General features: G+C 47.2%; 12 protein-coding genes. 8 read left to right on the forward strand and 4 right to left on the reverse strand.

Annotated features, from left to right (window positions below):
* Position 1: 1 nt before the first annotated feature.
* The 8 genes from neuB (at position 2) to fliT (ending at position 6,436) form a co-directional block, all read left to right on the forward strand.
* Positions 2–1,075 carry an N-acetylneuraminate synthase gene (gene neuB, locus EKO24_RS13755; protein WP_127027998.1) on the forward strand — a complete coding sequence of 358 codons (1,074 nt, stop codon included), beginning with the start codon at positions 2–4 and terminating at the stop codon, positions 1,073–1,075.
* Entirely contained in the window at positions 1,068–1,721 is a 654-nt protein-coding gene (locus tag EKO24_RS13760) for a NeuD/PglB/VioB family sugar acetyltransferase (protein WP_127027997.1), read from the forward strand. The genes neuB and EKO24_RS13760 overlap by 8 nt, the downstream gene beginning before the upstream one ends.
* Positions 1,718–2,770, forward strand: a complete 1,053-nt coding sequence (locus EKO24_RS13765) for a nucleotidyltransferase family protein (RefSeq protein WP_127027996.1) — start codon at positions 1,718–1,720, stop codon at positions 2,768–2,770. Before EKO24_RS13760 ends, EKO24_RS13765 begins: the two co-directional genes overlap by 4 nt.
* Positions 2,771–2,896: 126 nt before the next feature.
* Positions 2,897–3,751 (forward strand): flagellin N-terminal helical domain-containing protein, encoded by an 855-nt coding sequence (locus tag EKO24_RS13770; RefSeq protein ID WP_127027995.1) that lies wholly within the window; start codon positions 2,897–2,899, stop codon positions 3,749–3,751.
* Positions 3,752–3,844: 93 nt separating this feature from the next.
* On the forward strand, positions 3,845–4,264 hold the full coding sequence (locus EKO24_RS13775) for a flagellar protein FlaG (RefSeq protein WP_127027994.1): 420 nt from the start codon (positions 3,845–3,847) through the stop codon (positions 4,262–4,264).
* A 32-nt stretch (positions 4,265–4,296) separates the two neighbouring features.
* On the forward strand, positions 4,297–5,718 hold the full coding sequence (fliD, locus tag EKO24_RS13780) for a flagellar filament capping protein FliD (protein ID WP_127027993.1): 1,422 nt from the start codon (positions 4,297–4,299) through the stop codon (positions 5,716–5,718).
* A 15-nt stretch (positions 5,719–5,733) separates the two neighbouring features.
* Positions 5,734–6,123, forward strand: a complete 390-nt coding sequence (gene fliS, locus EKO24_RS13785) for a flagellar export chaperone FliS (protein ID WP_127027992.1) — start codon at positions 5,734–5,736, stop codon at positions 6,121–6,123.
* Between the two features lie 10 nt (positions 6,124–6,133).
* Complete coding sequence (gene fliT / locus EKO24_RS13790) at positions 6,134–6,436, forward strand: flagellar protein FliT (RefSeq protein ID WP_143733228.1); 303 nt, start codon at positions 6,134–6,136, stop codon at positions 6,434–6,436.
* A gap of 29 nt (positions 6,437–6,465) precedes the next feature.
* Here the strand turns inward: fliT and EKO24_RS13795 are convergent, their stop codons facing one another.
* The 4 genes from EKO24_RS13795 to EKO24_RS13810 all read right to left on the reverse strand — a co-directional run bounded on the left by EKO24_RS13795 (position 6,466) and on the right by EKO24_RS13810 (position 13,438).
* Positions 6,466–8,979, reverse strand: coding sequence for a 6-hydroxymethylpterin diphosphokinase MptE-like protein (locus EKO24_RS13795; protein WP_127027990.1), 2,514 nt, complete (start codon positions 8,977–8,979; stop codon positions 6,466–6,468).
* A gap of 157 nt (positions 8,980–9,136) precedes the next feature.
* Positions 9,137–10,639: a hypothetical protein gene (locus EKO24_RS13800; RefSeq protein WP_143733229.1), complete on the reverse strand. Its 1,503-nt coding sequence runs from the start codon at positions 10,637–10,639 to the stop codon at positions 9,137–9,139.
* A gap of 127 nt (positions 10,640–10,766) precedes the next feature.
* Positions 10,767–11,978, reverse strand: a complete 1,212-nt coding sequence (locus EKO24_RS13805) for an ATP-grasp domain-containing protein (RefSeq protein WP_143733230.1) — start codon at positions 11,976–11,978, stop codon at positions 10,767–10,769.
* A gap of 8 nt (positions 11,979–11,986) precedes the next feature.
* Positions 11,987–13,438, reverse strand: a complete 1,452-nt coding sequence (locus EKO24_RS13810) for a pyridoxal phosphate-dependent decarboxylase family protein (RefSeq protein WP_127027987.1) — start codon at positions 13,436–13,438, stop codon at positions 11,987–11,989.
* Positions 13,439–13,752 lie beyond the last annotated feature (314 nt).

Below are 13,752 nucleotides of genomic sequence, written 5' to 3' on the forward strand. Positions count from 1 at the left end.
CATGAGCGTTTTTATCATCGCGGAAGCCGGCGTCAACCATAACGGGGATTTGGATACGGCTCGCAGGCTGGTCGATGCGGCGGTTGCGGCCGGGGCGGATGCCGTCAAGTTCCAGACGTTTAAAGCCGAAAACCTGGTCACGCGGCATGCCGGGAAAGCCGGCTACCAGAAAGTCACCACCGATGCCGACGAAAGCCAGTTGGCGATGTTGAAGCGGTTGGAATTGAAATATGAGTTCCACTTTGAATTGCTGGATTATTGCCGGCGGCAGGGTATCGAGTTTTTATCGACCGCGTTCGACTTTGAAAGCCTGGATTTTCTGGTTCGGGAGCTGGGCGTTAATAGGTTGAAAATACCGTCAGGCGAAATCACCAATGGGCCGTTTTTACTGGCTTATGCACAAACCGGCAAACGGGTTATTTTGTCGACCGGCATGGCGACGTTGGGCGAAATCGAAACGGCGTTGGGCGTGCTGGTGTTCGGCTATCTTGACCAGGACTTACCACCATCTATCGATGCTTTCCGGTGCGCTTATAGTTCGCCGCAAGGGCAGGAAGTTCTGTACGACAAAGTGACGCTCTTGCATTGCACGTCCGAATACCCGACGCCGGTGGAGAATATCAATCTTAGGGCGATGGATGTATTGCAACAGGCTTTCGGGCTGGATGTGGGTTACTCGGACCATAGTGTAGGTTTGTTGGTGCCGGTCGTCGCGGCGGCACGCGGAGCGACGGTTATCGAAAAACATTTTACATTGGATAGAGCGCTGCAAGGGCCTGATCATCAGGTGTCGCTGGAGCCTGATGAGCTTAAGGAAATGGTATGTAACATCCGAGATGTCGAGAAAGTATTAGGTCAATGTATTAAATGTCCCCAACCGCTGGAGTTGGAAAACCGGCAAGTCGTACGCAAAAGCCTGGTCGCAAAGCGCGCGATTTCGGCAGGCGAACCGTTTACTGACGAGAATTTGACTCTCAAACGTCCCGGTACCGGTAAAAGCCCGATGGATTATTGGGCGATGCTGGGAAAAACCAGCTGTCGGGATTACGGTGCGGACGAGTTGATCGATGGCTAAGCCTGTTATTGTACTGGGCGGGGGAGGTCACTCTAAGGTATTGATCGATATACTGCGCAAGCTGGATTGCCGGGTGCTGGGTATTATCGATCCGAATCAAGCCGTCGGCAGCTTGGTGCACGGCTTCAAGGTGTTGGGCGGCGATAATGCGGTGTTCGACTATCCGCCGGAAGAAGTCGAATTGCTCAACGGCATGGGGTCATTGCCGAATGACAAAGGCTTGCGTGTCAGGTTATTCAAGGCTTTCAGCGCCGAAGGCTACTATTTTAAAACCCTGATTGATCCAATGGCAATTGTCGCTTCCGATGTCGAATTAAGTACCGGCGTGCAGGTGATGGCAGGTGTCATTATTCAGGCTGGCACAGGAATTGCTGAAAATACGATTGTCAACAGTGGGGCAATTGTTGATCATGACTGCCGTATCGGAAGCCATGTTCATATTGCGCCCGGCGCTGTGCTTAGCGGCGCTGTTGAGGTGGGCGAAGCGGTCCATATAGGGACCGGCGCGACGGTCATTCAGGGCATTCGCATCGGAGGCGGCAGCATTATCGGCGCCGGTAGTGTGATAACGCAGTCGATAGACTGCAACCAGATCGTCTACCCGGCCCGATCGCTAATAAAATCGATAAGCAGGGACAAGGTATGAAACAGAACTGGCGCGAAGCGCTGATCAAGCCGGACACTACGCTGCAAGAAGCTATTTACGTAATAGACAAAGCGGCGTTACAGATTGCGTTGGTCATCGATGAGTTGGAAGGGCTGGCCGGCGTTGTGACAGACGGAGACATCAGGCGGGCTTTAATAAAAGGCTTGCCGTTGGATCATTCGGTCGCGGAAGTCATGAATGCTAAGCCCAAAGTCGCATCGGTCAACGACTCGAAAACCAAGTTGATCGCGATGATGGAAGCGAACAGTTTGATTCATTTGCCGGTGCTGGATGTCGACGGCAAAGTGGTTCGACTGGAAACGTTACAGGGGTTGTACAAACAGCCGCAGTTCCGGAATCCGGTATTCCTGATGGCGGGTGGTTTCGGTACGCGTTTGCGGCCGTTGACCGACAATTGTCCCAAGCCGCTGTTGGAAATCGGTGGCAAGCCGATTCTTGAAACCACGCTTGAGAATTTCGTGAGTTCGGGTTTTAGGGATTTTTATATTGCTGTTCATTATTTGGCTGATCAGATTAAAGATTATTTTGGCGACGGTCAGCGTTGGGGGATAAGAATACGCTATATTGAAGAGCGTCAGCCATTAGGTACAGCAGGAGCTCTGGGCTTATTGCCCGACGATGTGTCCGACCTGCCGATGATTGTAATGAATGGCGATATTTTGACGCAGATCGATTTTGCCCGATTGCTGGCCTATCATAATGAACATCAAGGGATAGCAACGTTGTGCGTGCGCCGGTATGAGTACCAGATTCCTTATGGCGTTGTAACTATAGATGCGCAAAGAGTTACCGGCATTGTGGAAAAGCCCGTTCATAGTTGTTTTTCTAATGCCGGTGTTTATGTGCTTAATCAGTCATTGGTGAAAACTATTGCAAAGCAACAGCAAGTTGATATGCCCGAGCTTTTAAATCAGCAGATTAGAGCAGGAGAATTGGTTTCGATGTTTCCTGTTCATGAGTATTGGTTGGATATAGGTAGAGAGTCAGATTTCTTGCGCGCTCAAGGTGAGTTTTCTAAATATTTCTAAAAAAATATTAAAGTAATTTCAACGCGCGTCGATAATATTTTTGAGTCGAATATTTAATAGATTTTTGAATATATAAATTAATTTTTTCTCTCGGATTGATACGAGGGATTTTTTGGAGATAAAGTCATGGCAATGCAAATTAATACAAACATAGGGGCGCTAAATGCTCAGTTAAGTCTAAATAAGACTAGTTTAGGGCTATCTACTTCAATGGAAAGACTGTCTTCAGGTTTGCGGATTAACTCTGCAAAAGACGACGCGGCAGGTTTGGCCATTACAGATAAGATGACCTCACAAATTCGTGGTATGACGGTGGCTGCAAGAAACGCTAATGATGGTATTTCTATGGCGCAAACAGCTGAAGCCGGGATGGGGAATATTACCGATACCTTGCAGCGTATGCGTGACTTAGCCGTTCAGGCTGCTAACTTTGCAGCAGTTTCTCTCGATGACCGTAAGAAACTAGGTAATGAGTTTACTCAGCTGGGGCAGGAAGTAAGCCGTATCATCAACAACACCGAATTTAACGGCAAGAAAGTTCTTAATGGCTCGTTGGCTGGTGTTAACTTCCAAATTGGAGCTAATGTCGCAAGTAACAACCAAATTTCTATTACTGTATCGAATCTAGCCGTTACTTCAGGCATAAGCCAAGTAATCGATATGGCCGCGAGTGCGGGGAACATTGGTTCTGTAACATCAATCAGAGTGAGAAGTGTAATCAGTGCTATCGATGGAGCAATCGCAAAAGTCGATAAATTTAGATCAACTTTGGGTGCTGTGCAAAACCGGTTCACGACTACAATAGCGAATTTGAATTCTTCTATTGAAAACCAAAGTGCGGCGAGGTCAAGAATTTTGGATACTGATTTTGCAACAGAAACAGCAGCGTTGAGTCGTAATCAGATTCTGCAACAAGCAGGAACTGCGATGCTGGCACAGGCTAACCAATCTGGGCAACAAGTACTTAGCTTGCTTAGATAAGGTTATTATGAAAAATAACCATGGAAGGTTAAGGCTGCAGAACCTCTGCAGCCTTTTCAGTTTGTAGAATAGGGTTGACTTAAGGTTAGTGAAATGAACAGTGAAATTACAAATGTATCTAAGCTTGTTCCTGTTCCAGCTGTGAAAAGTAATCGGCAAAATGAAGTGGACGCTTCTTTGAAAACGACGGAAGCAGTAAGTGAGAAAAAAATTGCGCCTGAATCAGCTAATACAGAAAAGGACAAGGAAAAAGATAAGGCGTCTAGTTCCAATATAGCATCTCTGGATACGTTAAAGTCAGCTGCAGTTACAGGCAATTCAATACTTCAGAACTTGAACCGTGATTTGGAATTTAAAATTGATGAATCAACAAAGAAAGTGGTCATTAAAATTGTTGATACCAAAACCGGTGATACGGTGCGTCAAATACCATCGGAAGAGATGTTGGAATTTATAAAGAAGATGCAGGAGCTGGACGGTGAAAAAGGCTCTGTTATTCAAAATAGGGCCTGATTTTTAAGCGGCTTATTAGAGAGGGCTAAATTATGTCTGTCGTATCTTCAACCGGTTTGGGTAGTGGTATGGATATCAATGGCATTGTCCAGCAGTTGATTACAGCTGAACAGCAGCCGCAGCTTGATGCCATTACAAAACAGGAGACGTCTACTAAAGCGAGCTTAAGCGGGCTGGGTTCATTAAAAAGCGCGTTATCAAGCTTCCAGGCAGCAGTGCGAAAACTGAAGGATGGGAGCTTATATAAAGCAACTCAGGCTGTTTCTTCGGATGCTACTATTTTTACAACCACGGCTCAGGCCGGAGCAGTGCCAGGCAAGCATACGGTGGAAGTAACTAGCCTAGCCAAGGCGCAGCAATTGACTACAAACGCCGAATATTCCGGTTTGGGAGCTGTTGCTTCAGCAAATGGGGGGACGCTAAATTTTACTTATGCTGCCGGTTCTACTAAAACAGCGTTTTCAGTAACAGTTGCCGCGGGTGCTACATTAGCGAATGTTCGCGATGCGATTAACAGTGCGACTGGCAATAACGGCGTGACAGCCAGCGTTATCAATGTGGATCATACGAGTACGGGGCCATTGGATCCGTTGAATGGCACAACCGTTTCAAAATTAGTGCTGACATCTAAAGATACCGGCACTGTTAACGGATTTTCTGTCGCGGCCGCAACAACCGATGCGGCAGGGACAGGGTTGGATCTTTTTGCTACATCAGCACCTGCAAATTACAGCTCAGTGACGGCGGCCGATGCTCAGATCAAGGTAGATGGTCAAACTGCAACTCGCAGTTTGAATACAATAACTGATGTGCTTCCCGGCGTGACATTGAATCTACTGCAGCCCACTGCAGTTGGAACTACGGTCAATTTGGATGTTTCTTTAGATACAGCAACAATCAATAAAACAATTACTGACTTTGTAACGGCTTATAACAGCCTTCATACAACTACCAATAGTTTGGGTTCTTATGGTGGTTCAGCCGCAGGGGCAACGAATGGTCCGCTGTTAGGCGATTCACTATTACGTAATATAACTCATAGTATCAGGCAGAATACAACCGATCCGGTAACTTCGGCGACCAGCAACTATAATTCACTGGCGATGATCGGTATTACAATTGATAAAAGCGGGGTTATGTCATTGGATAGTACCAAGCTCAATAACGCTTTGACTGCCAATCTTTCTGCTGTAAGCGATGTGTTCACATCAACTAGTGGCGTTGCCGTCCGGTTAGATGACAAGTTAAGTGTGTATTTGCAATCGGGAGGGGCTTTGGACTCCCGGCAAACATCGTTGAATAAAACGTTGGCTTCGTTTGATGATCAGAAGACTAATCTCCAGCTTCGTATGGATAATTTACAAAAAGGGTTACAAAAACAATTTATTGCAATGGATTTGGCAGTCGGCCAGTTTAGGCAGACGGCTACATTTCTTACTCAGAAGTTCGGATGATAGAGGAAGACAGACATGTATCCTAGTGCTTACAAAAGAGGCGTAAATCAATATGCTAATATACATAATGAAAGTGGATTAGCGGAAGCTTCGCCTCATCATTTAATACAGATGTTGATGGAGGGATTTCTAGCTCGGGTTAATACTGCGAAAGGAGCCATGGCTCGCTCTGACATGGAGATGAAAAGTCTTTATATATCCAGAGCTATGGCTATAGTGGGTGGCTTAAATGAAGCGGTTGATTTAGATAAAGGCGGGGAAATTGCCGTAAATCTTAGACAATTATATGATTATATGAATAACCGCCTATTGCAGGCTAGCCGTGAGAATAACGTGGAAATACTCGATGAAGTCGCCTCCTTAATGCGGGAAATAAAAGAAGGTTGGGATGCCATCAAAAACTAAGGAATGGTCTGTGGATCAATATCCTCAATTTCAATTGCAAGAGTTGAAAGTTTTATTTGATGAAATTCAGCAGCATATTGCCCAAGAACAATGGGAGCAATTGACAGTCGTGTTGGAGCTGCGGCAGCAATATTTGGAAAAAATGTTTTCAGAAGCTACTGAAGATACTGTACTTTTAAAGTCCTTGGCAAACGCCATTATTGAACAAGACGCTATTTTTGTCGAAAAAATAAAAGAACAGCAAAAGATTGTGGAAAAGCAGATATTAGAGCTAAATAAAGGACGGCAAGCCGTGCAGGCATACGGCTCTTAGCTGGCAACGCCGGCTAGCAGTCGTTCGTATCAATTCAAATCCTTTAAACATGCCAGTTGTTTTTTTAGATTAATGGCCGCTTTTGAATCAGGTGTTTTTGTCAATATGTAATTAAGCATCAGTTCTGCTGCGTCGTAAATTTTATTTTCCATGTAAAGCGTTGCTAATTTTATTTGGGCTAAAGTATCTTCACTAAACTCGCTGATGTAATGGTTATAAGCATCTATAGCGGCCATTATTTCCCCTCGTAAACGTAATATTTCCGCATAAAAGGGCAGATAAAAAGGGTTGAGGTGCGACAAGCATTGGAGCGCTAAGTAAGCATTAGCGTTGTTGATGTCATTTGTGTTGATGCTGATGACGGCTATCCTTAATAAAGCTTCTTCCAGTAATGGGGAGTCCTCGTTGTTTATAATGTTGTGATAGGCTTCGATAGCCGCTTCAGTGTCGTCTTGTAACTCAGCCAGATAACCGTTAATTAGGTCAACATAAGGGGCCGTAGTAGCTTGCTCTTCATGTTTATCTAAACCCGATAACAGGTCATTTAATTCTTGTATTTTTTGATGTTTGAAAAGCAGGCCTGCACGTTTTTTTAACATGGAAAGACTGGTGTAACTTTTTGCTCTCGCCATGTGGGCGGTATTTTGGTTGTCTAAAACAGAAGCAAATAGCTTCTCTAAGTCATTGAGTTCTGTCTGCACCGATTTTGGAATGATGGCATCGGGATGGTTTTGCCGCCACAATTTAGCTCTGCCAAAGCTACGATCCTTACGCCACTGGTTAATCAATAAATTAAAATCAGGTTCGGGATTGCTTTCTTCCAGGCGTGAATGAGCGCGCTCTATAGCATCGTTGATCAATTTAAGTATTGCGATTGCACCATCACGGTAAGCTTCATAATAGGCATTTCCTATGTCTTTTGCTTCTTCTGCGCTCCAATCTCCATCGGTAAAGGGTTTGGTAATCTTTATAAAACTACGAATGCCGAATCTTTTAACAACTTTGCTGTATTGGCGATGGTCACGATTGAGCTTTTTTTCAATTTTGTCGAGTTGCTTTTTATCTTTATAGTTTTCTATTACGCCTTGGGCGTTGTACATATTTTTATTGAGTTCTAAGGCATTCTTGGCTAGGCGTAAAATAGCCTCTATCTGAAATTGCGCGCGTTTCAGCTCGCTGATGCTTGCTTGAGAGTTATGTAAATGGCTGGAAGGGGTTATGCGTTCGGAAATAATTGCATCGATATCGATTGAATCAGAATTAAGCTCGATATCTGCTAACGGGATATGGTTTATGTTATTGACTTTGGCGGCATTTTCGGAGGGATTAATTATTTGACAGCCTGTTGCTGCAATAATCTTGGCTTGCAGGGCCAGGGTATTGGTTGCGGCGGCAAAGTCACAACTGGTGGGTGCCATAAAACCGCCGTTGGTCTCTACTTGTAGGGAGGTCAAATTAAAACGCGGGCCGGCAGCATGTTCATCGCTACCTTTGGCGTGTGTATATCCGTCTCGCGTGAAACAAAGATCAACTCCGGCCAGAATAATACGCTTAAAGCCGAAGCTGTGAGCTATATTCAAAGCGGTATTCGTGACAGTCGGTCCTGCGCCGTCAAGATTTTCCTGGTTTAGAGCGGATTTCCACGGAACTCGAGGGCCTAAATAGAGGCCGATGCCCTGCCATTGGCTGACCAGAGAGGGTACTGTGTGATAGGAGTAAACAAAAATAGGGCGGCTGCTGAATGTAAGCATCTCTTTACTGATGTCGAAGCTTAATTCAGTCGGATCAACGGAAAAAATAAAGTCAGGTTCGAGGTTGATGTTTTTAAGCTGCCTTGAAATTCGTGAAACGGCAAAAATGATAAGTTGATGGCGGTGTTTTTGCACCCACGGTAAAGTTTCATCAAGAGACGGTCCGCCTGCCAGCAACACCACAGTTTTTCCGTGAAAAGCATTATTCAGTAATTTAGCCGGTAACAGGTTATCCGCTAAATTAGCTATTTGACGAGTGGTAAATGTTTCATTGCCGAGCGTCATGTTGACGGCCCAGTGACTCTGGCCAAGTACTTCGGTAATGTGCCAGCTGAGCTCCGCGTAGATATTGCAATTATCGTCTTCAGCACAGAGCGAATTAAACAACTGTACCGAATTGATATAAAAATAGTCTTGTATTTTAAATAGTTGAGTGTTTTTGTCCCATTCATCAAGCGTTATGCAAACAATGGCCGGATCTAATTCTTCAAGTAGCCGATGGTTTATTAAATGTTCAAGAATAGGGGCAGGTTCAATAAAAATATAACGGGTACCCTTAGGTAAGCCTTTTTGTTGCAGATATAAAGGTAATAAGCCTGAGTCAGTTCCAATAACGATATTTAGCGAGTCGGGTTGAAATAATCTGTTGCCGAATTTCCCGTCAAACAAAGCCTGAGAACCGGTTTTGTTAAAGCTGTCTCTGTTGAGATTGTAGAAATATTTGTCTCCAAAAGCATTGGTTTTAACTGGGCCGACATCATTGCGGGCTATGAAATTGGTGTTTTCTTTCATTGTTCTATCGTTAGTTCAGTATCTTGATGTTTTGTAACGCAATGTGAATGATGCAAAGAGTACTTTCCGGAACACACGGCCATGATTTTATAGTATACGTTTTATAGCCTAAATAAACCTGACTCACTACCGAAAACCGTTCAAAGTCGAGAGATGCTCATAATAATGCTGTCTTTTTTGTCCTGCTGGCGTATGAGATTAATAATGCTACTTTGTCTAAAACTTTCATCGCCTCTTTTATAACCGAAATACCGCGATCATTGTCAGCAGCCGCTTCGGTAATCAATCGTGAGCTGAGACATAGGCGCAATGCGCTGATTGCAATACCGTTGCGAATGCCACAAGCGACGGGTTGTCCAAGCTGACAGCGTATCGAGGCGGTTTTGGCGTCGGCGTAGTCGACTGCGAACGGTAGTTTTTGATAAACCTGTTGGGTTTGTTCACGGTTTAACAGTCTACGGCCGGCAGATTGAGGGGCATAAAGCAGAAAAGGAAATATGGTGGGTAGCTGATCCCAGCAATCAGCCGCTATTAGCGGGCGGCGGTCGAGAAGGGGCGACGGTAACGGTTCGAAGTACGGGTCGGACATTAAACGCTGATGAACAGCTTCGGCAAAAGTGTGTATAAACTCCACAATCGCAGGTTCTGGCACCGCGCGGAACCTGCGCAGTTCTGTCAAAGCCACTTCGCAACGCAGCAGCAAGCCGAAATTGGCGGCATGAGTAAGTTGTTCAGCGCCGCGCCAAGCATCAGGCCAATCGGCCCTGAATGAGCGTGGCAGCAGGCCTCGTGGCAACGCGCGTTGTTGCAGGCGCTTTGCTGCATTTGGCGGCAGCAGCAAGGTTGCAGAGAAAGACGGGCCGTTAAGGAATTTCGATCCGGTCAGCGCGACCATAAAGCCTTGTTCCAGATAGGCGCGTAAAGTCGACGTAGCGATACGGAATTGGCAGGCGTCAACCAATACTTCAATATTGTTCGGATAGCGGCGGTGCAATGCCATCGCGCAGGCCGGGCTCGGCGCGATAAGCCCGGTTTTAGATTGATCCACTAGAATCAATAGCATGCGCCGGTTTGAAGCGGCGGCTTTAGCGGCCAGATTTTCTATTTCGGCATCGATTTCCGCTGGAGGTCGGGGCATTCCATCGTTCAGCCGAATGGAAACTTGCTCAACTTCAACGGCGTTATTTTCAGTTCCGGTCAAGGCTGCGGCTACGCCGCTGCCTGTTTCATTGGCTTCCACCATGATGAGCAGCGGAGGGACCGGTGCTTCGCTGGCAGTATATTGGGCTGCAACCGCATGAAGATCGGTGCCCGATGAGCAGAAGACAAGTTCTAGCCCTGAGAGATCGGATAGTCCGCACAACTGTAGCCATTCCCGGCGTATCCGTTGCATTTCCCGGCTGTAAACGGCTGCGTGCGAGCTGGTGGCGATAGCCGTCAGCAATGTTTGCCGTAGCCGGTTGGCTGCATCGAAACCTTCCGCGGATATGATGGATGCCGTCGATGAGCTGAACGATAGTAATTGCGGGTCGGGCAAAGGCTGACAGCCGTATTTGTTCCGCCCGCTGAGCGGGTCCAGCGCAAGACGCGCATCGCCGCCGGCAATCAGAAGTTGCTCGGTTGACGGCAAGCCGTTGGGTGCTTGGGATGAGGTCGGCACGATGATTAAAACGACGTTGTGAGATTGTCGGCCGAAGGAGTGCAAATTTTGTCTGCTGGCGCAAGCAAAGCTTGCACTCCTATATTTAATGTAGCCCAGCAATTAGCAGGTGGCAGCATGGTTAAGGTTAAACGCCGCGCTGTGCCGCATTGACCAGCATTTGGCGGAAAGCGCCGAATACTTTGTTCATTTGCGGCTGCTTATAAGGGAAGAGGTCGACCGGGTCGATGGCATGAACAATCATGCAACTGTCGATTTCGAAAATCAGCAGTTTGCCGTCAACGCTCTCGCCGCAATCGATACCCAGATAATCGAGGTTGGCCCGTTCATGGATAGCACGGAACGCGTCGGCGTGTTTAACAGCGAATCCGCTGTCGAAGTCGAGCATAAAACGCTCTTCTTCGGCGCGCTTTTCGACGCTTTCGTTCATGCCGGCGTTTAGGTAATGGATCATCCAGTGTTCGGATATGCCGACATGGCAAACAAAGGGGATGCCGTCTATCAGGACTATCCGGTATTTCCTAAACAAGCCATCTTGGTTGCGATAGTCAACAAAACGGGAGATATAAAACTCATCATTGAGCATGTTTTGCAGATAGTCGGCCAGTGCCCTCTGATCTTGTATTTTGTCCAGATCTTTCCCGGCATGGGAATCGACCGGGCGGACAATGATCGGAAAATTGCCGTCACCAAGTATCTCGGTTACGGATAATTTTAGATTGGCGATTTGTTGCAGAACTTGCCGGGCTATACGTACCGTGGTTGGCATCTCTATACCCGGGGCGGATTTTAGCAATGCGCAAGCCTCAGTGCGCGACATTAACGCTATCCGGTCCGGCCGGTTTAGCACTGGGCGCGGCCATGACGCGATCGCGGCATCGATCTGTTTTAATAGCGGCATATTCCGGTCGGATTGAGCGACGGCAACGAACAGTACGTCGTGTTCCGGCAGGTCCGCAGGTAACGGCAGGTTTGTGGTCACGTAAACTATATCGAGGGCGACATCGGAGTTTTCCAGCAGGAATTCCAGCGGCGTATTTGCCATTAAATCGCCAGGCCCCATAATCGCAAGCAGCCGGATATTAACTTGATCGGTTGCTGTGGGCGGGGAATAGATTTGCCGGCTTTCAATAGCCTGGGCTTGCATTGCTAGCGCTAAATCGCGATTGCCCCGGAGCTGTAGCAACGTAGATAAATCCATCAAGGCATGGCCGCTGGTATCGGTTTCGGCGCGTGCGATTAATTCGGTACCCAGCGGAGCAAGATCGCAGCCGGAATAAGCCATCCGCATCAGTTTTGCCAAACCGATCAGCGGCTGGCTAAGTTCATTGGTTTGCATTGTGTTTCCTAGGATTGGATGCTTTTTGCGATACGGCTGCCTAGCTCGAGTGTAGTGTCGATCAAGGCGTCGATATCGCTAACGGTAGTACGATGATTAACGATGGCGGCCCGAATGGCTAACTGCCCATTGATCGTTGTTGTTGAGGGCGCGGCAATACCTGACTCCTGCAATGCAACCACGAGATCGGCATTGAGCCGGTTAGCGTCAATGCCGCGGTAACGGAAGCAGGCGATATTCAGGGCAACCGGAGCGAGCAGTTCCAGGCATAGTTCGGCTTCGATACGTTGCTGCATATGCTGAGCCAATGCGCAGGTGTTTGAGATAACCTGTCCTAGTTTTTCCGCTCCGTAAACTTTTATTGTGAACCAAGTCTTGAGCGCCCTGAAACCGCGCGACAGATCGGGGCCAAAGTCGCATGGCCATGGCGAACCTGCCGCCATGCCGCGGTTTTCCCGTCTAAGGTAAGCGGCGGGCGAGGCAAATGCGTTTTGGTGTAGCTCGCCGTCGCGCACTAATATAAAACCGGCATCGTAAGGCACTTGTCCCCACTTGTGGAAATCAAAGGCGATCGAATCGGCGTGCTCAATACCTTGAAGGCGAGGAGCAATATCGGGCGCCAGCATGGCTAATGCGCCGTAAGCGCCGTCAACGTGAAACCAGATGTTTTCGCGTTCGCAAAGTTCGGCAATAGCCTGGAGATTGTCGATAGCGCCGACCCCGACAGTTCCGACAGTTCCGGCGACGAAGAACGGCATCATGCCGGATTTTTTGTCTTCCGCTATTGCGAGTTCAAGAGCAGCTATGTCTATTTGATGCTGGCTATCGACAGGAATCATGCGTAATGCATCGCTGCCAAGGCCGGCGATATCCATAGCTTGTACAATGCTGACATGAGCTCCGGCCGAGGTATAGGCAACCAATTGGCGGTTATCGCTGGTGAGGCCTTTATGGCGTACGCTGGCGCCTAAGCGTGCGGTACGGGCAATCAGCACGCCAAGCAGATTAGCCATCGAGGTTCCGGTCACGAATAGGCCGCTGGCGCTTTCGGGAAAATTGAACAATTCCCGGACCCACTGGACGACTTGGCGTTCGATTTCGATAGGAGCTTGATTGCGTCCGCCAAGGTTGGCGTTTAGTCCGGCTGCCAGCATCTCAGCGAGCATGCCGACGGGACTTCCACCGCCATGAACCCAGCCCATAAAGCCGGGATGGACGTTGCCTAGTGCATAGGGAAGTACATTTTTTAGAAAGATTGCATACGCATTTTCAAGGTCATGTTGTCCGTCGTCCAAGGCTTGCTGAAATGAGTGTTTTACTTCTTCGGGCATGGGTTGCCAGACTGGCTGATCGCGCAAGTTCTCAAGATAGTCGATCATATCGTCCAGCATCCTATGGCCTTGTAAGCGAAAGGCATTCCAGTCGGATGGGTCTAGTGTACCTTCAGAGGTTTTCAGCATAGATATATTGAACCTGGATTTTGCAAGACATTACGGGTGAGAAATATATAACTATTTGAAAAACTATATAAATACTGTTGTGGTGGTTTCAAGGAGATCCGGTCCTGATTTTGAAGTTTAATAAATATGTTCTGCAACTTTCTGAAAAAATGATTGCTTAGTCAATTTATATTAGTAGTATTAAAATATTATACAAACAGGACGATAATACTCTAGGGAGTTTAGATATTGGAGGTTTTTATGGTTGGTTCAGTTAATGGCTCAGACGCGCCGGGATTGGCAACGGCTCTTATGAAATCGGCTACGACAGCGCA

Source organism: Candidatus Methylobacter oryzae, from assembly GCF_003994235.2.
GTDB lineage: Bacteria > Pseudomonadota > Gammaproteobacteria > Methylococcales > Methylomonadaceae > Methylobacter_A > Methylobacter_A oryzae.